We start from the raw sequence: 16,951 nt of genomic DNA on the forward strand, positions 1-16,951 counted from the left end.
TCATAAAGGAAACATAAGGGCTACCCCTACAGGAAGGTCAAGCGAAGGGAATGTGATTTAAGTCGATCTTTACAGTAATTTTAAAAAATAAATTTTACCTAACAAATATATTAATATGTTAACGTACTATGACATGGATTGATTATAATAATACAAATGCGAAAATTAGCTCTCTTGACTTACATACTAGTTCTTTTCGGTTTTTCCCACCCCGCAAAAGCGCTGACAGAAAATGAAGCTGAAGATCTGGCCGATCTGACAGCGGTGTTTATCTACCTGAAATATGACTGTGGTTACAGCCAAATTCCTGACCGGGAAATTAAACGCGCCATTATTTATTTTGCTCAACGCAATAAGTGGGATTTAACTAATTACAACAGCCAATTAATGGACAAGCTCAACGAAGAAAGCTACCAGGACCTAAAAGGAATTTACCTGTCCAATGCGATAAAGTGTCATGCTCTCGCCAGAGATTCGCTGAGTTTATTCGCCTACGTTAAATAGTGCTTTTCCTCATCCCTCTAAAGGGGTAAATTTCACCGTGCAACTATGAGAATTGTTGGCTATTATGTGTACCCAATTTTCATGACTGTCACAGTGGAGGAAAAGCCGGGATATGTCACAAAAAGAAATTTGGTCCGAAACCCTGCACGCCAACTTTGGTCAGTATTTTTCCGTCGATAAAGTGCTTTATCACGATAAAACTGAGCATCAAGATTTGATTATCTTTGAAAACGCGGCATTAGGCCGCGTTATGGCGCTGGATGGCACAGTACAAACGACTGAACGTGATGAATTTATCTACCACGAAATGATGGCTCATGTTCCTTTATTCGCCCACGGGAACGCCAAACGAGTACTGATTATCGGCGGTGGCGATGGCGGTATGCTACGTGAAGTCTGCCGTCATCAATATCTTGCAAGCATCACTATGGTTGAAATCGACGCCGGTGTCGTTGAATTCTGCCGTCAGTATCTGCCTAACCATAATGCCGGCGCTTATGATGATCCGCGCTTTAATCTGATCATTGACGATGGCGTTAATTTCGTTAATACCACCGATCAGAAATTCGATGTCATTATCTCTGACTGCACAGATCCGATCGGGCCTGGTGAAGGATTATTTACCTCTGAATTCTATCAAGGTTGCCAACGCTGTCTGAATGAAGGCGGCATCTTTGTTGCTCAGAATGGTGTTTGTTTCCTGCAACAGGACGAAGCCGTCACCAGCCATAAAAAATTGAGCAACTATTTTTCTGACAGCGGTTTCTATCAAGCTGCTATTCCAACCTATTATGGCGGAATTATGACCTTTGCTTGGGCGAGCCAGAACCCGGCACTACGCCATGTGGATCTGGCAACATTGCAACAGCGCTTTAACAACGCAGGTTTTACCTGCCGTTACTACAATCCAGCCGTTCATGCCGGTAGCTTTGCCTTACCACAATATCTGCTGGATGCACTATCCGAGAACCCATAATCACCCATTAGCCAGGAGGTGAAATAAATTGCACAAGCTGAAATTGCACGGCTTTAATAACCTGACAAAAAGCCTGAGTTTTTGTATTTACGATATCTGTTACGCAAAAAGCCAAGCTGATCGGGATAGTTATATCGCTTATATTGACGAACAATATAACGCTAACCGTTTAACGGAAATTCTTAGCGAAACCTGTTCTATCATTGGTGCAAATATTTTGAATATTGCCCGTCAGGACTATGAGCCACAAGGGGCAAGCGTTACCATACTCGTCAGCGAAGAGCCGATGGACCCAAAGGATGTAGACAATACTGAAAATCCCGGTCCGTTACCCGATTCCGTCGTTGCCCATTTGGATAAGAGCCATATCTGTGTTCACACTTATCCAGAGAGCCATCCTGACGGCGGCATATGCACTTTCAGAGCTGATATTGAAGTATCAACCTGCGGTGTTATTTCACCTCTCAAGGCGCTGAATTATCTGATCCACAAATTAGAATCAGATATTGTCACGATGGATTACCGCGTCCGTGGTTTCACCAGAGATGTGAATGGCATGAAACACTATATCGATCATGAAATCAGTTCTATTCAGAATTATATGACTGAAGAAGTGCAATCACAGTATTACATGATGGATGTTAATATTTATCAGGAAAATCTATTTCATACAAAAATGATGCTAAAAAGATTTGACCTGAATGATTATCTATTTAATGCCACACCAGAACAACTGAGTGAAACTGAAAAGCAGGAAATTACCCATCTCTTGAAAAAAGAGATACAAGAAATCTATTACGGACGTAATTTACCCGCGGTTTAACTTTCACTATACCCTATGGATTTCAAGATGCATCGCGACGGCAAGGGAGTGAATCCCCAGGAGCATAGGAAACTATGTGACTGGGGTGAGCGAGTGCAGCCAACAAAGAGGCAACTTGAAAGATGACGGGTATAACTTATTATTTAGCTGGCAGATACCCATATTTACAGGTATCTGCCAGATCAATTTCCAACTGCATTAACCCATTATTCCAATTTACATGACTAATGCAGTACTCATTGTAATTTCAGCACCGTAAATAGTTTTAAGGTAATCCAGAGCAGCTTGCTGATCGATGCCAGGAAAAACACAAACAGCATCTGATGGAACCTTGATTCTATAACCACGTATAAACGCGCCATAAGCGGTATGCCTGACACAACAATGGGTATGTTGGCCGGTTAACACAACTTCCGTCACACCGTATGCTTTCAAAACCTCTTCCAGATCGGTTCCATCGAAAGCCCCATAAAATCGCTTAGGCAAAACAATTTCACGATCTGCGCCAACAGGAGCCAATGCTTCAATAACATTAGCACCTAGCGTTCCAGCCATTGCATGTCTGCCCCAAATACTCATTTCCCGATCATCAGCTCGATGAGCGTCATTAGCATAAACCACCAGCCAATCCGGTTGACGCCGGGCATGATCAATTAGCCGTTTAATTACCGGTACGATCTTCATCGCATCCGCCTCATTAGCGAGTGCTCCTGTGACAAAATCGTTCAGCATGTCAATTATGATCAACGCTTTCATTAGTTTTGTCCTTTAAATGGATTCTTAAAAAAACAATTACTGTGACTTACTTCCACCACTCAGTTACAGGCAATTCTGACAATCTCTTCTTATGATTCATACTAGCTCATGAAACCGAGCTGGTTGGCTTTTTAACTATTCCATGAGCTAATAACAACATCAGTAACCCTCTATTATCTTGACACATAACATTGTAGAGTTATGACAACCCCATCAAGACAAAACAAGAGAGCTGGAGAATCCACTTCTCGGAGGTGTAAATGTTATATCCAGTTGCGATTGATAAAGGCCATTCATCCTTCGGCGTCCGTGTCCCTGATATCCCGGGTTGCTTTTCTGGAGGGGATAATTTTACAGACGCACTAGAAAGCGTCCGCGAAGCCATTGAAGCGCATATCGAATTGCTGATTGATGATAATGAATCAGTACCAGAAGCGACGAGCGTAGAAAACCACCTTGCCGACCCTGAATATATAGGAGCAATATGGGCATTAATTGATGTGGATATTACACGATTAATGGGAAAGTCAGAGAAAATCAACGTAACTCTTCCATCATTGCTAATTCGCCGTATCGATCAATTCGTCGCAAGTCATCCAGAATACGGGAGTCGTTCAGGTTTTCTATCACACAAAGCGGCAGAAAAAGTTATTAGCAGAACCAAAATCTAATATGTCTGAAATGTTAATTTATTGACAATACGCTGATTCTTTCCTAATAAGACACCATCACAATAATTTCCCAAAATAATCACTGCCCCGAATAAAATCATTATTCAGGGCAGTTTAATAACACTGTGATTATTTCGATGGCGTCAAAGAAAAGGTCAATGTCTCTAACGGTTGAAGCGTAATCAACGCCGTTTTATTGATAAACTTCGGCAGCGAGCTGTTCTCGCCATAATCGATATTAACGTCATATACCGAAGGCTGATTATCCGGTAATTCAAGATCGCTTTGCAGATCCAGATAATATTGTTTCACTTCATCAGCAGGATTGCGCAAAGTGATAATCGACTTTTTCGGACTCCAGGCTCCCCAACCGTACACCGCCAGATCGGTGGGATCTTTACCAATCCAATGGGTATCAAACAGCACATCTTTATTTTTCTCTGACCATTTCGCCGCGTTTGCCAGCGTATCCCAATCCTCGGTGGTCAACAGTTCAGGCGTAACATACATCTCTTGTAACTGAGTACCGCTGCCAAAATAGCTCCAAACTTGATCGGCAAAATCTTTAGGTGACTGTTTATCCAGATGCTTAGCCTGTTTAGCATAAACAATGCCATGCAGCATCAACGAATTCAGTGGGAACAGTGGTCCCTTTGTTACGACATTACGATAAGTTTCCGCATCACGATAGGTAAGCCACTGCTGCACTTTGGAACCTGTACCGAGAAACTCCACATCATAGCCACCACGCCAAATAGAATCGGCGAAAAATAGCCAGGAAGGCGTGGCTTTGGTGCCGGTGGTCAAATTGATAAACAACTCATTGCCTGTATTGCGCATATCTTCAATAAGATGGATAGCGGCATCAAAATCACTGGTGAATGAACTCCCTTTAATCACACGATCAGCATTGCCGGTACCGTCCAGCTTAAACATGGATACATTTTGTTGTTGAACCAAGTTGAGCACCCGCTTATGGAAATTGGCGTAGTAATTAGGGCCTGAAAGCGCAAATCTGCCATCTATCACTTCATAACCAAACTCCTCCGCATGAGAAACACGTTGCTCACCCGGTTTACCATAACCGCCCCAAGGAGAGAGCCAAATACCTAAACGAGCACGATATTGATCTGCTTCTTTTTTAAGATTTTTAAACTCATGGGGAAATGCCTCACTAAACCCCCAATCTCCTTTGAGATTATCCCAACCATCATCAAACAGATAACCACCCAACTTCACACCGCGCTTAGTCACCAACTCCTGCCCAAACTGCTTGATACGCGTCAACGACTCTTGTTCGGTATAAGGAGTGAAGTAACCAATATCGTACCAAGAGTTGTAATGTAGGTAAGGGCTATATTGACGCGGACGAGCATGGTTCAAAAATTCATTGACGTTACGCCGCAATTGCCCCGCCTGATAAACACCAACATACGTCTTGTAACTTAACGTTTTCCCCGGCTCTAGTGGGATAGAGAGCGCAATTTTTTGCGAAGCGCTCCCTTTATAAGCCTCAGTGGTAATCAATGGATTACCGGGAACAATAAAGAAGCTATCACTGACAATCGGTGAACTAATGATAGAGCCGTGAACAAAAGGGGTTTTAGTGCGAAATGGCATCAACGAGACAGAGCTAAGCTCCAACGCGTTTTCCTGCGGTGTAATCGTGATTTCAAACGAGCCGTACTTATCTTTATCCTCCACAGTAATGATATTTCTTACCTGAATGTCACCATGTTTCAGGGAGACAACAATACGATTGCGCTTTTTGCTAATATCAGTAATCTGAAAGTCTTTAGCCGTGAGCTTTTCTCCTGATTTCAACGTGATTTCAAACAGATTATCAATGATGATTTGATCGTGGTTTTTTGGATTTTCAAACTTTAATTGCGTCACTTTACCGTGTTCGTCGCTAACCGTTACATGGTAATTGTTACCGTCCAACAGCCAGCTATCTGCCCAGACTGGAGCACTATACAACACGGAACTCGCTAATAAACTCAACGTAATTTTATTTAACGTTCTTATTTTCACAGCAGTTTCCTTATAGTCAGAATGAAAAAACAGAACCGTCACGAATACAGCTTGCCTGCACTGCCACAAATCCGGATCTTTTCTTCTACTACTGCCTGCATAGCCTGTTTTCCCGGCGCGATATATTTACGTGGATCATTCGCATCTGGATGCTGGATGAAATAGCGCTTTACCGCATCAGCAAAGGCAATTTTCAGATCGGTCGCCACATTGACTTTACATACACCAAGACCAATCGCCTGCTGTATCATCACCTCAGGAATACCCGATGCTCCATGCAACACCAACGGAATATCCACCTGTTCACAGATTGCTGCTAACCGATCAAAATCCAGATGCGGTTCACCATGATACAAACCATGCGCAGAACCAATCGCTACTGCCAGAGAATCAATACCGGTACGGGCAACAAAGGCTTTCGCCGCCAGCGGATCGGTAAAAAAACTATCGGCACTGGAGACCTGCAAATCATCTTCCTGCCCGCCTAGCCGCCCCAATTCCGCTTCAACGCTAACATCGTAACGATGGCAAAATCGTACCACCTCAGCCACCTTACGAATATTCTCTTCAAAGGGTAAATGCGAGCCGTCAATCATTACCGAACGCACACCTGCGGTCACTTTATGACTGATATCTTCCAATTCCTCATGATGATCGAGATGCAACGCCAGCGGCAAATTGTGGCGACGAGCGGCATCCTGGCAGATTGACACGAGGTAGTCAGTCCCGGCATAACTGAAAGTACTCGGCGTACCGGCCAGAATAACCGGCGATGCCAGACGTGCTGCGGTTTCCGCTACCACCTGGACAGTTTCCAGATTATGGACGTTGAAAGCAGGAACCGCATAGCCTTCACGCAAAGCCTTCTTCAACATTTGACGACTAGAAATCAGGTACATATAAACTCCTTAAATGCCATCCAGATTCGGGCTGTCATACCTTCGTTTCTGTTGTTCATGCCACAGGCTGGTTAATCCCCGCCGTCCACATTCCAGCGCCATATCACGAAATGTTTCCAAGGTTATATCTTCACGGTCCAGCATCATCTCTACCGCCAATTGCATATTAGTACCGGTGATAACTTCATAACATGGATTAGCTATTGCCAGTTGCGCCGCCTGCCGAAATGGTGATCCCCCCAGTAAGTCACTGAGAATAATGACACCTTCACCACTATCACAGGCGGTACAAGCCGCCTCTAACAGCACCAATAATTGTTGCGTACTGATTCCCTCAGGAAAATCGACAGCGCAGCACTGCGGTTGTCGTCCGACGACTTGTTCCACTGCCTGCAACAATCCACTGGCGAAATGCCCATGACCGGTGATTACAATACCTAACATTCCCTCTCCTCAGTGCCGTTTATTAAAGAAAACCCACAAACTTCCCTACAATGCCGATCACAACCGTCAAACCAATTAACTTGATCGGAGAAAATCCTTTTTTCATCAACCAAAACACCAGCAGGGTGAAACACAACGGCAATAAATTAGGCATCAGTTTGTCCAGCACATCCTTCTGCAACGCCACACTGGCCTTACCGGCGTTTATCACTACCGGCGTCGAGAGATGGACATAGGAAGCGACCAACGCTCCGATTACCGTCATTCCCACGATTGAAGCGGCATGGGAGATCTTTTTGGTATGCTTTTTCAACAATGTCAACGCACTGGTTCCTGCACGATAACCATAATGCGCCAGACCAAAACGCAAGCCGAAATGCACGATATTGAATAACAACAGGAATATGATGGGGCCGAATAGGCTGCCTTGCAGCGCCAGAGAAGCCCCGATACCCGCGCAAATGGGTAGCAGAGTCAACCAGAACAATGCATCACCAATCCCACCGAGCGGCCCCATCAACGCCACTTTCACGGCACGAATAGTGGAAATTTTCTCTTTATTCCGCTCCATTGCCAGCACCAACCCAGACAGGAAGGTGACATCAAACGGATGCACATTGATAAACTCCATATGCATCTTCATCGAGTTTGCCAGATCTTGCGGATTCTTGTGGATCTTGCGCAGACCAGGGATCAAGGTGTACAACCAGCCCCCCGCCTGCATACGCTCATAGTTAAATGATGCCTGTAGCAACAAAGAGCGCCACGCCATACGGTTCAAATCGCCTTTGGTCAGATCTTCACTCGGTATCGTGTCCTGATAGTCATCCTGCTCAACCTGACTGGTTGCCAGCGCCTGCGCCATTCTGTTCTCAGCTTTAGCTGCCATAGCCGCATCGGTGTCGTTAAATGCCATCTTCCATCTCCTGAGATTGAGTGTGAGATTGAGTAGTAGATACGCTGCGTTCAGCGGCCTCTTCCATACGGGAACGGTTAAAGAAATCGATCAATGCAATCGCAAAAGCGCCAAGTGCTACAGCAATAATCGGCATATTAAGGAATGTGACTGAAATGAAACCCAGAATGAAATAAGCGATATAAGTCTTTTTCATCATGATCTTCATCAGCATGGAAAAGCCGATAGCAGGCATCATGCCACCTGCAACCGCCAGACCATCCAACAACCATTTCGGTGCTTTCTGTACCATAACGCTGGCCGCGTCAGCACCGAAATAGACCGGCAGAAACGCCACGATAAAGTAGAAGCAAAACAGAATAGCAATACCCAGATAATTCACACGCTCCACACCGCGCCAGTTCAACACTTTCACCATCTGATCACATTTATGCATCATGGGTGAGAACACAGTAAACATCAGGGTGATACAACCTTGCACCGCAATGGAAAACGGCACCGCGATACCAACTGCGACTTTAGGATCAGCCCCCGTCAAAATGGCAAATGCCGTACCAATCACGCCACCAATCACCACATTTGGCGGCTGAGCACCAGCCAGTGGCACCATGCCCATCCAGACCAGCTCCAGTGACCCTCCCACTAACAAACCCGTCTGTACATCCCCTAAAATCAGCCCGACCAACGGCCCAATTACCACTGGACGATGAAAATGAGTCAGCCCATCGAACAGATCCACCCCGGCCAATCCGGCCAGTAACCCAATCAATATCGCATCAATCAGCATAACTCACCCCTCAAACCAGCAATTTAGCGATAGGTTCTCCCGCTTCATCCGGCACTCGCCGAATTTCGCAAGTGACGCCCAGTTGCTCCAGTTCACGAAACACCACCACGTCACTGTCATCAACCGAAACCGTCTTATGGATTTGACGCTTTCCCTCAGCAAAATGCATATTGCCCACGTTAACAAAGCGGATCGGTACACCGCCTTTTACTAACGTCAGTACATCCTGCGGGGTTTTACAAACAATGAAAATTTTCTGGCGCTCAGCCGCTTTATGAATCACATCAATGGTTTTTTGCAGGGTGAAATAACGTGTCTGAACCCCATCAGAAACCACCATATCCATCAGATTTTGCTGCATCAAATCACCGGCAACATGATCGTTAGCCACCAATACCAAATTGGCCCCCAGTGAATTGGTCCAGGTCACACCGACTTGACCATGCACCAACCGGTTATCAATTCGGGTCATTAAAATATTCGGTATCGACATAATCACTCCTGCTACATTTTATTCTTGGTGAATACGGTGGATGATAAGGATAAATTTCCACCCCCTTCACCACGCGATTGACTTCCCCTGTCGGACATGGATTGTCTGGCGTGATGCCCAGTGCCAGCGAGGTTTCAAACGCTAACATCTGCAAAAATATCAAATAGGGGAACAACAGCCAGATATCGTCTTGTTCACTGTTAATCACCGTGAACCCTTTCCCCGGTGTGCCACTCAAAGCAACAATTTGACACGCCAATCCGTCATGATTCAGTTCATGCCACAGATCGAGATCATAACGACGGCAATATTGATCAGCGGAGAGCATCATGACCACCAGCGTATCCCGTTCGATCATAAACTTCGGCCCATGACGCACCCCCATTGATGAATCGTAACGGGTGATGACATGCCCGGCGGTCAATTCCAGCATCTTGAGCGCCCCCTCCTCGGCTATCCCAGTAAAACAACCGGAACCCAGACACATCATGCGTTTAAAACCGCTGCACGCCAGTTGCTTAATCTGCATCTGCCACTGCCCTCTTTCCCGCTCACACAACGCGATCATCGTCATCAACGACGCCCCACTCTGTTCCAACGTCAACGGTCCTAGCAGCAGCACTGTTGCTAACGTCATACAACTGAAACTGGACGTCATAGCAAAACTCTGGTCGTGAGAACCCTGTGGCATATTCAACGAACAGACGTGATCGCGTTCTTCGGCATAACACGCTAATGCACCACTGGGATTACAGGTCAGCATCAGGTGATAACAGCGTGGCAGGAGCTGATCCGCCAGTTTTACCGCCGCCACGCTCTCCGGGCTATTGCCCGATCGCCCATAAGAAATCAGCAAGGTTGAACGTGTTGGATCGAGATATTGCAAAGGAGAAGGCACAATGTCTGTCGTGCTGTACGCAACCACATTCAGTCCACACTGCTCGCGCAACCAAGGAGCCAGCGTGCGCCCGATAAATGCGGAAGAACCTGCGCCACATAACACTATCTGTAATTCTGGATCAGACAACAAAGGCTGCAAAAAGGGTCGCCACAACGCTTCCTCACGTTGCAGATTTTGATATAACTGACGCCAAAGCTCAGGCTGTTGATGAATCTCTTTGGCAGTATGCAACGCATGGTGTTCACGCAACCAAACTTCGGTATAGGAAAACAGCTCATTCATGCTAAAACTCCTTGTACCTCGGGCTCACAAGCCTGCGCATAGCTCAAGAGCACAGAACGAATTTTATCCAACACCCAAGCGTGTGGGTCATTATCCAACCTTCCGGCATTAACGGCCTGCGCCTGTTCAGGCAGGTATTGACTCAGTAGTGAAAGGGAAACCGGGCGACAACGCAGGTTATCCATCAAGGTATTCACTGCCTGTTGTACTTGCGGATGAGGCCAATAGTAACGAACGCGATCACTCAAACTGTATTGACGATCAATAAACTGTTGATGCGGTGTACCGTGGTAATAACGGTTCCAGTGCTCCGGCTGCTCAAGCATGACCTGTTCTAGCGTGGCGCACAGATGAGCCGCGCCCTGTTCCCCATTCCATTCACTATCGATTTTATCGAGCGCGAACAGCGCCTCACGTAAAGCAAAAGTCAAAGCCGGACCGACTTTCAGAATGGCAAAGTGATCACGTACCAACTCGCGGTAAGCTTGCGCCGTTTGATAATCAGTGGAATGGGCTTCATAGACTAAATAGGGTTGAGATTCGATATATTGGCTCAGTGTCGCTGCACGTTCAGGTTGATAATGTTCGATATGATGGTGATCGAACTCCACCCCCGGTTGCACCACCAGCGCAATCACCCGCGGCCATACTGGTTCCAATCCAGCCAATTGCCAAGCTTGTTGATGAACATTCAACGTTGTGGCGGCTGCCTGAGGCGTAGTAATTTGCATTCCTTCTAATGCTTCTTTGGCTCCGCCCGGTACCGGCACTTCGGTACCTATCACATAAACCGGTGGTTCTCCCCCCACCTGCTGCCAACAACGTTCAGCCACCTGACACAAACGAGCCGCACGTACCGCAACTTCGTTGTCACCCAGCGGCGTTGGATCATCCAGACAAGACATCGAGCAATCAAGGTGGATCTTACGAAACCCCGCCGCCACATAATCGTGTATCAACGTTTCAGCCAGTTTCATTGCCTGTTCAGCGGGAAGATCCTGCCAGGCATTTGGTCCAAGATGATCGCCTCCTAACCAGATACGATCACGTGGTAAACCGATGCGATCGGCCTGTTGCCAAACTGCATCCCGGAATTGAACCGGTTGCATCCCGGTGTAACCACCAAACTGATTAACCTGATTGGAGGTTGCTTCAATCAGTACCGAAGTATTACGCTCTTTAGCGACGCGCAAAGCACTTTCCAATACCCAAGGATGAGCGGAACAGACCGAATAGATCCCTACCGCTTCACCTGATTTATGACGACGGATAAGTTGTAATAGTGACTGCATGGTGTCTCCCATGCGGGCAAGAATCTCGGTAAGAACTATTCGTCGGCAATAACCACATCCACGCCGAGTTCGATTAATGCCCGCCTGTAGTTATCGGGGATCCGACTGTCAGTAATCAGCCGATGAATCTGTCCGGCTTGACGGATCATGCAAAAACTTCTGCGCCCAAATTTACTGGCATCCGCCACCGCGATAATTTCATGCGCCACCTCACACATTACGCGATTAAGGTGGGCTTCACCGGGGTGTGGTGTGGTTATCCCTGCTTCCAGATCAAAACCATCGACGCCAAGAAATAGGGTGTCAAAGCGATATTGACGCAATTGCTGTTCCGCCGCCGGACCATAGAGCGAGTAGGAGTTCTGACGCACACTCCCGCCAAGCACCATCACCTCCATCCGGTCAAACCCCGCCAGTTCATAGGCGATATTCAACGCGTTAGTCATGACCACCAGATCACGCCGCTCTTTAAGAAATGGCGCGATTTGCGTGGTAGTCGAGCCGGAATCAAGGATCAGGGCATCACCATCCTGAACAAACTGTGCCGCCTTGGCCGCAATGCGCGATTTCACATCACGATTGATCCGGCCTTTATCTTGCAAAGGGCGATCAAAGGCGAATTGCTGATTCAACATGGCACCGCCATAAGAACGCAATGCACAACCTTTTTGTTCCAGATAACGCAGGTCATTACGGATAGTGACGCTGGAAACCCCAAAATGGGTGCTCAGATGCTCAACACGCACACTGCCTTCATGACACAACAAGTCGATAATCTGTTCACGTCTTTTTACGGTATCCACAGCCATTCCGTTATACCCCTCAGATTTTCAGCGACAAATTTATGCCGCCTGTGATGAATTGCTTTCCCTCTCTTTCGATTTAATTACAGCAAAAGCAACCAAACGAAATTGTGATCGCTATTACAGTCTATTATATAGACAAAAACTGGCATAAAAGGTTTCGATTAGAAACGAAGCGAAAGAAAATATTAAATTTTCTGGTTACTGACTATTTACCCAAAAATCAGTTTTCATCCACCTTTTGGGTAACAATTGATATAAAGAAACGAAAGCGCTTGGTTTTCAATCAGCAACCACAAAGTTTTATTTTGTCAGGTGATAGAGATCACAAATTTTGTGATTGGGTGTACAAATCCTGATAAAATCCAGGACTGAAAGCTCTCACTGTAATTAAGGACACGCCACAAATGACAAAACGACTCTCGGTGCTGACTGGCGGGCTGCTGCTTACCGCTTCTCTCGGCGCTCAGGCATCGAATACACCCGATCAGACCCGTCTGACAAATACTGTTGATAAGACCATACACTCCCTGATGCAGGAATATGACATTCCAGGAATGTCGATTGCGGTGACTTTCCGCGGTCAACATTTTTTCTATCAATACGGTGACGCATCAAAAGAGAGCAACACGCCGGTTACCAAAGAAACAATCTTTGAATTAGGCTCGGTCAGCAAAACCTTTACCGGCAGCCTGATTTCTTGGGCGCAGGTGACGGGAGCCATTTCCCTCTCCGATAAGGCCAGCCAGCATTTTCAACCGCTTGCAGGCAGCGCCTTTGACAACATAAATCTGCTGAATATTGCCACCTATACCGCGGGCGGCCTGCCGTTACAATTCCCTGATGAGATCGATAGCAATAGCAAAATGGTGGACTGGTTTCAGCACTGGCAGCCTCAATACACCCCCGGAACCTACCGCCAATACTCCAATCCTAGTATTGGCCTTGCGGGTTATATCGCTGCCCAAAGCCTTAAAAAACCTTACTCAATACTGATGGAAAACCAGATCCTTTCACCGCTTGGTCTGCACCATACTTGGTTTAACGTGCCCGCGCAGGAGATGAAAAATTATGCATTGGGTTATTCAAAAGAGAATAAACCGATTCGCATAAATCCCGGCGTGCTGGATGGGGAAGCCTATGGTCTGAAAACCAGTGCACAGGAGTTGATCGGTTTCGTGGATGCGAATATCGATCCTTCCCGCATAGGTGACAGCAAACTGGCGCAGGCCATTCGGGCAACCCATACCGGTTATTACCGGGTGGGGGAAATGACGCAAGGGCTGGGCTGGGAGCTTTATCACTGGCCCGTTACCCTTGAGCAGGTACTGAGCGGCAACTCGGCGCAGCTCGCTTTTCAAGCCAATAAAATTACGGAACTAACGCCGCCAGAGCCGCCAACGGATGCGCTTTTTATCAATAAAACCGGTTCCACCAATGGCTTCGGCGCATATGTCGCATTTGTGCCGCAAGAGCAAATGGGTATTGTGCTGCTGGCCAACAAAAATTACCCCAACGAGGCGCGCATCAAAGCGGCCTGGCAAATCCTCAAAGCGCTGAAATAACGCGTTAAATACAGCGCCTCCCGCAGGAGGCGCTGTCCTGACATATCCAGTCGTTAAGCCAGTAAGGCTTCCAAACCAGCGGTCACCGACTCCATACGGTGACCGCCTGAATGCTCAATCACATAACGTTTGCCTACCTGAGAAGAGGCATCCAGCCCCCAAATACCATGTTCAGCCTTCTGACTCAGCGGATCGCTACTGGTATTGATGTGGGTGACGTTGGCACTATCCAACTTGTCGGCCAACCTATCTCGCAATCCTACATGCAATCCCATGCTGTTGAATGCGGTGACCTTGATCCCATGTTTGATGCCCGCATATTGCGCCAGACCGCCGCCCAAAGAGTGGCCTAGAACCTCAACCTTGCCGCCATATTGTTTAGTGAAAGACTTGACCAAGCGGTCAGCATCCTGAAACGCGCTGTCCTTGATCCCCAAAGCCGCGCCGACATCGCTCTTCACCGTACCAGGACGCTTGGTTGGCTGAGTGCCCACGAAGGAAAGCACCATAGTGTCGTCACGCTTGTAGACAGCAACCTTGAGCGCAGACCAAGCATCTCCCTCAAGGATTAAAGGATCATTCTCCCCCTTGCTGGGGCGAACATGCAGGGTTAACTCACTGCCGGTTCCGCCAGTGCCATCCTCCCGGCGAGCCAGTATCGAGGACGGAATATCAGCTAAAGTGGCATGACTATAACCCGCTGGCATATCCCGATAGCTACTGGAGCAACTGATTCTCGCCAATTGAGCCGCATCCATCACGGCTTTAGCTCCCACGGCATTCAACGGCTCTTGTTCCGCTTTAGCCACAAACGCGGGTTTGGCGATCACCGTGGCAGAATTCAGCAATTGCTCGGCACGCGCTCCAGCCTGCAAACGCTCGGACGCGCCAAGCGGTAGGTGCGAGACTCCTTTCGCGCCCGCTCCAGCCAGCCCCAAGGCAGAAGATGCCAGCAAACGCCCGGTGGATTCCGCCAGATTTTTAACGCCTGCAACACCGACCGAAATTGCACCACTCGTTACACTACTGGCACCGCCCGTGATATTAGCCAATCCCTTGATAATGGCACCAGTCCAGTAGCGCGCCTTACCTTTGGCACTCTGTGCGTGGGAATCATGTCCTCCCTGTATGGCAGTGCCAATCTTGCGAGCCGGGGCGCTCAATGTCAGATATTTCAGTGTAGTGGTCAGCACCTTGCCCGGCGACACCTGAGTACCAAGACCCGTACTGGTGTAATGGGAAGCAAGATGATGATGAACACTATTATTGCGTGATGGTGTCTGTACCTCTCCGTTCGAGAGGGGCGACAATGCCGTCGCTTTGAGAGTGTGCCCAAGACTTTGAATAGACATCTTATTCTCCTTTGCTATTCAGATAACCGCTGCTCAGCATGCGATGGCTGAGCCAGGTAATGGATGCGGCGCAGACACTCCGTTCTGCTGGGTGTTGATTGCCTGAAACTGGGCCTGCAAGCTGATACCAAGATCGAGGAACTCTCCCAGAGTCTGCATAAATGCAGTTTCGTCGAACATCTCGATCAACGCGGAGAAGCTCAACACCAGATAATTGGTACGACTGTCCAGACTGATCTGACTGCCGCCGGTGGTAAGACCGAACATATTCAGCTCAAGGGCAGCCCGAGTCAGCATCAACTGGCCCGGTTCATCTGCTGGTAATCGCAACAAAGGAATATAGAGATAAAATGCCTGAACGTCGTCGTTATCCGGTACTTCAACGACGCACTCTCCACCTTGGCCGAAAGGCACTGTACAGTGACCATCGCTGCCAATGCTCAAAGCCACGCCTTGGCGTTCACCCACAAGGTGCAACCACTCCGATACTGTCTGTTGATATGCTTTCACTATGATGTTCTCCGCTCGTTATCCCTTACAGACAAAGGGTTTCACACGCAATAGAAAGTGTGAGCATGTTAACAATCACCGGCAAGCCGTGATTTATCTCCGGGGCGAAGTTTTTTATATCGACGTCGAAATAGCGTCTTATCGGCAGTTGGGTTGCACCGTGCAAGTACGGTTCGAATCTACTGCACCCAACTTAGCCGACAGGTGTTGTCCCAATAGCGTAGGTTAATTCATATGAGTTTTACGGGCTGGATCGTATTCCCACCACCATTCAAAGGAAGGAAGCCCTAACGATTCGAAACTTTCCGGCGGCAGAATATCGGTGAACAATCCCCCTTCAAATAGATTGTCGCAGGAAAGACCACTGATAGAACAATAACGCTTATTATCACGCACCCAAACCAAACTACCGCTGTAATAGGCAGTCAATCCATTAATGTAATCACGAATTTCAGGAGATGCGGTAATCAATACCTCCTTTTGTAACCGCAAGAACAAGATGAGTTCCCAATAATGCTCCATGCTTTGTTCAACCGTATATACCCGTCATCTTTCAAATTGCTTCTTATTAATTAAAGAATTCAATATGAAAAATCGGAATTGAGAACGATTAATTAGCTATTTTGCGTGATATCAATCACATTTTTTTCATATTCATCTGAGAAATATCGTGATCTTGTGGTCATAATATTTAGAGAGCGAAATTCTCTGTTATTTGTCTCCACTCCATCCTACTTAGCTGGAAGCGGTCTGTTGTTCTCTCTAACGCCACGTATTAAATGATGGCTATTTTACGCTGTCATTTTTTTACCGCGGAACAGACCGGCGCTATTTAAAAGAGCCGCTTGTAATGGCTCGTTTAATAGCCTCCTGCGTTATCCCCGTTTCAGGATAATGGTTCAACTATGTAGGGTTTCAAATATGGATGGATTAGTTTTCACCT

18 protein-coding genes are annotated in these 16,951 nt (G+C 47.1%); 5 read left to right on the top strand and 13 right to left on the bottom strand.

Annotation, left to right across the window (positions count from 1 at the left end):
* Positions 1–156 precede the first annotated feature (156 nt).
* From EAE91_RS11715 to speD, 3 genes are all read left to right on the top strand, one after another.
* Positions 157–504: a YacC family pilotin-like protein gene (locus EAE91_RS11715; RefSeq protein ID WP_036782614.1), complete on the top strand. Its 348-nt coding sequence runs from the start codon at positions 157–159 to the stop codon at positions 502–504.
* A 112-nt stretch (positions 505–616) separates the two neighbouring features.
* The gene (gene speE / locus EAE91_RS11720) at positions 617–1,480 is read left to right on the top strand and encodes a polyamine aminopropyltransferase (protein ID WP_214088654.1); all 864 of its coding nucleotides are present in this window, start codon (positions 617–619) and stop codon (positions 1,478–1,480) included.
* 28 nt (positions 1,481–1,508) lie between these two features.
* Positions 1,509–2,303: an adenosylmethionine decarboxylase gene (gene speD / locus EAE91_RS11725; RefSeq protein ID WP_214088655.1), complete on the top strand. Its 795-nt coding sequence runs from the start codon at positions 1,509–1,511 to the stop codon at positions 2,301–2,303.
* A gap of 216 nt (positions 2,304–2,519) precedes the next feature.
* On the opposite strand, the gene EAE91_RS11730 is transcribed toward speD, so the two are convergent.
* Positions 2,520–3,059 (bottom strand): cysteine hydrolase family protein, encoded by a 540-nt coding sequence (locus tag EAE91_RS11730; RefSeq protein ID WP_214088656.1) that lies wholly within the window; start codon positions 3,057–3,059, stop codon positions 2,520–2,522.
* A gap of 260 nt (positions 3,060–3,319) precedes the next feature.
* Here EAE91_RS11730 and EAE91_RS11735 point away from each other — a divergent pair, with 260 nt between their 5' ends.
* Positions 3,320–3,730: a type II toxin-antitoxin system HicB family antitoxin gene (locus tag EAE91_RS11735; protein WP_214088657.1), complete on the top strand. Its 411-nt coding sequence runs from the start codon at positions 3,320–3,322 to the stop codon at positions 3,728–3,730.
* Positions 3,731–3,859: 129 nt separating this feature from the next.
* Here the strand turns inward: EAE91_RS11735 and EAE91_RS11740 are convergent, their stop codons facing one another.
* The 9 genes from EAE91_RS11740 to agaR are packed head-to-tail and all read right to left on the bottom strand — an operon-like array spanning position 3,860 to position 12,587.
* Positions 3,860–5,764 (bottom strand): enterotoxin, encoded by a 1,905-nt coding sequence (locus tag EAE91_RS11740; RefSeq protein ID WP_312149101.1) that lies wholly within the window; start codon positions 5,762–5,764, stop codon positions 3,860–3,862.
* Between the two features lie 38 nt (positions 5,765–5,802).
* Positions 5,803–6,663 (bottom strand): tagatose bisphosphate family class II aldolase, encoded by an 861-nt coding sequence (locus EAE91_RS11745; protein WP_046973959.1) that lies wholly within the window; start codon positions 6,661–6,663, stop codon positions 5,803–5,805.
* 9 nt (positions 6,664–6,672) lie between these two features.
* The gene (gene agaF / locus EAE91_RS11750; protein WP_214088658.1) at positions 6,673–7,107 is read right to left on the bottom strand and encodes a PTS galactosamine/N-acetylgalactosamine transporter subunit IIA; all 435 of its coding nucleotides are present in this window, start codon (positions 7,105–7,107) and stop codon (positions 6,673–6,675) included.
* Between the two features lie 22 nt (positions 7,108–7,129).
* Positions 7,130–8,023: a PTS system mannose/fructose/sorbose family transporter subunit IID gene (locus EAE91_RS11755; protein WP_214088659.1), complete on the bottom strand. Its 894-nt coding sequence runs from the start codon at positions 8,021–8,023 to the stop codon at positions 7,130–7,132.
* Positions 8,013–8,810 (bottom strand): PTS N-acetylgalactosamine transporter subunit IIC, encoded by a 798-nt coding sequence (gene agaW / locus EAE91_RS11760; protein WP_214088660.1) that lies wholly within the window; start codon positions 8,808–8,810, stop codon positions 8,013–8,015. The genes EAE91_RS11755 and agaW overlap by 11 nt, the downstream gene beginning before the upstream one ends.
* A 10-nt stretch (positions 8,811–8,820) precedes the next feature.
* The gene (agaV, locus tag EAE91_RS11765; protein WP_011145207.1) at positions 8,821–9,303 is read right to left on the bottom strand and encodes a PTS N-acetylgalactosamine transporter subunit IIB; all 483 of its coding nucleotides are present in this window, start codon (positions 9,301–9,303) and stop codon (positions 8,821–8,823) included.
* Positions 9,269–10,486 carry an AgaS family sugar isomerase gene (locus EAE91_RS11770; RefSeq protein ID WP_214088661.1) on the bottom strand — a complete coding sequence of 406 codons (1,218 nt, stop codon included), beginning with the start codon at positions 10,484–10,486 and terminating at the stop codon, positions 9,269–9,271. The genes agaV and EAE91_RS11770 overlap by 35 nt, the downstream gene beginning before the upstream one ends.
* Positions 10,483–11,778, bottom strand: a complete 1,296-nt coding sequence (locus EAE91_RS11775; protein WP_214088662.1) for a D-tagatose-bisphosphate aldolase, class II, non-catalytic subunit — start codon at positions 11,776–11,778, stop codon at positions 10,483–10,485. The genes EAE91_RS11770 and EAE91_RS11775 overlap by 4 nt, the downstream gene beginning before the upstream one ends.
* A 35-nt stretch (positions 11,779–11,813) precedes the next feature.
* Positions 11,814–12,587 (bottom strand): transcriptional repressor AgaR, encoded by a 774-nt coding sequence (gene agaR / locus EAE91_RS11780; protein WP_214088663.1) that lies wholly within the window; start codon positions 12,585–12,587, stop codon positions 11,814–11,816.
* 401 nt (positions 12,588–12,988) lie between these two features.
* Here agaR and ampC point away from each other — a divergent pair, with 401 nt between their 5' ends.
* Positions 12,989–14,146 (top strand): class C beta-lactamase, encoded by a 1,158-nt coding sequence (ampC, locus tag EAE91_RS11785; RefSeq protein ID WP_214088664.1) that lies wholly within the window; start codon positions 12,989–12,991, stop codon positions 14,144–14,146.
* Positions 14,147–14,199: 53 nt separating this feature from the next.
* Here the strand turns inward: ampC and EAE91_RS11790 are convergent, their stop codons facing one another.
* The 3 genes from EAE91_RS11790 to EAE91_RS11800 all read right to left on the bottom strand — a co-directional run bounded on the left by EAE91_RS11790 (position 14,200) and on the right by EAE91_RS11800 (position 16,530).
* Complete coding sequence (locus EAE91_RS11790) at positions 14,200–15,498, bottom strand: Tle-like phospholipase domain-containing protein (protein WP_214088665.1); 1,299 nt, start codon at positions 15,496–15,498, stop codon at positions 14,200–14,202.
* A 33-nt stretch (positions 15,499–15,531) separates the two neighbouring features.
* Positions 15,532–16,008 carry a CesT family type III secretion system chaperone gene (locus EAE91_RS11795; protein ID WP_312149109.1) on the bottom strand — a complete coding sequence of 159 codons (477 nt, stop codon included), beginning with the start codon at positions 16,006–16,008 and terminating at the stop codon, positions 15,532–15,534.
* Positions 16,009–16,233: 225 nt separating this feature from the next.
* Entirely contained in the window at positions 16,234–16,530 is a 297-nt protein-coding gene (locus EAE91_RS11800) for a hypothetical protein (protein ID WP_214088666.1), read from the bottom strand.
* Positions 16,531–16,951: the final 421 nt, after the last annotated feature.

The sequence above is a fragment of the Photorhabdus noenieputensis genome (assembly GCF_018448935.1).
In the GTDB taxonomy this organism is placed as follows: Bacteria; Pseudomonadota; Gammaproteobacteria; order Enterobacterales; family Enterobacteriaceae; genus Photorhabdus; species Photorhabdus noenieputensis.

Bases quoted from the DNA above. Each gene is read 5' to 3' on its own strand.
- EAE91_RS11715 (WP_036782614.1), top strand. From the start codon at position 157: ATGCGAAAATTAGCTCTCTTGACTTACATACTAGTTCTTTTCGGTTTT.
- speE (WP_214088654.1), top strand. From the start codon at position 617: ATGTCACAAAAAGAAATTTGGTCCGAAACCCTGCACGCCAACTTTGGT.
- EAE91_RS11730 (WP_214088656.1), bottom strand. From the start codon at position 3,059: ATGAAAGCGTTGATCATAATTGACATGCTGAACGATTTTGTCACAGGA.
- EAE91_RS11735 (WP_214088657.1), top strand. From the start codon at position 3,320: ATGTTATATCCAGTTGCGATTGATAAAGGCCATTCATCCTTCGGCGTC.
- EAE91_RS11745 (WP_046973959.1), bottom strand. From the start codon at position 6,663: ATGTACCTGATTTCTAGTCGTCAAATGTTGAAGAAGGCTTTGCGTGAA.
- agaF (WP_214088658.1), bottom strand. From the start codon at position 7,107: ATGTTAGGTATTGTAATCACCGGTCATGGGCATTTCGCCAGTGGATTG.
- EAE91_RS11755 (WP_214088659.1), bottom strand. From the start codon at position 8,023: ATGGCATTTAACGACACCGATGCGGCTATGGCAGCTAAAGCTGAGAAC.
- agaW (WP_214088660.1), bottom strand. From the start codon at position 8,810: ATGCTGATTGATGCGATATTGATTGGGTTACTGGCCGGATTGGCCGGG.
- agaV (WP_011145207.1), bottom strand. From the start codon at position 9,303: ATGTCGATACCGAATATTTTAATGACCCGAATTGATAACCGGTTGGTG.
- EAE91_RS11770 (WP_214088661.1), bottom strand. From the start codon at position 10,486: ATGAATGAGCTGTTTTCCTATACCGAAGTTTGGTTGCGTGAACACCAT.
- EAE91_RS11775 (WP_214088662.1), bottom strand. From the start codon at position 11,778: ATGCAGTCACTATTACAACTTATCCGTCGTCATAAATCAGGTGAAGCG.
- agaR (WP_214088663.1), bottom strand. From the start codon at position 12,587: ATGGCTGTGGATACCGTAAAAAGACGTGAACAGATTATCGACTTGTTG.
- ampC (WP_214088664.1), top strand. From the start codon at position 12,989: ATGACAAAACGACTCTCGGTGCTGACTGGCGGGCTGCTGCTTACCGCT.
- EAE91_RS11790 (WP_214088665.1), bottom strand. From the start codon at position 15,498: ATGTCTATTCAAAGTCTTGGGCACACTCTCAAAGCGACGGCATTGTCG.
- EAE91_RS11800 (WP_214088666.1), bottom strand. From the start codon at position 16,530: ATGGAGCATTATTGGGAACTCATCTTGTTCTTGCGGTTACAAAAGGAG.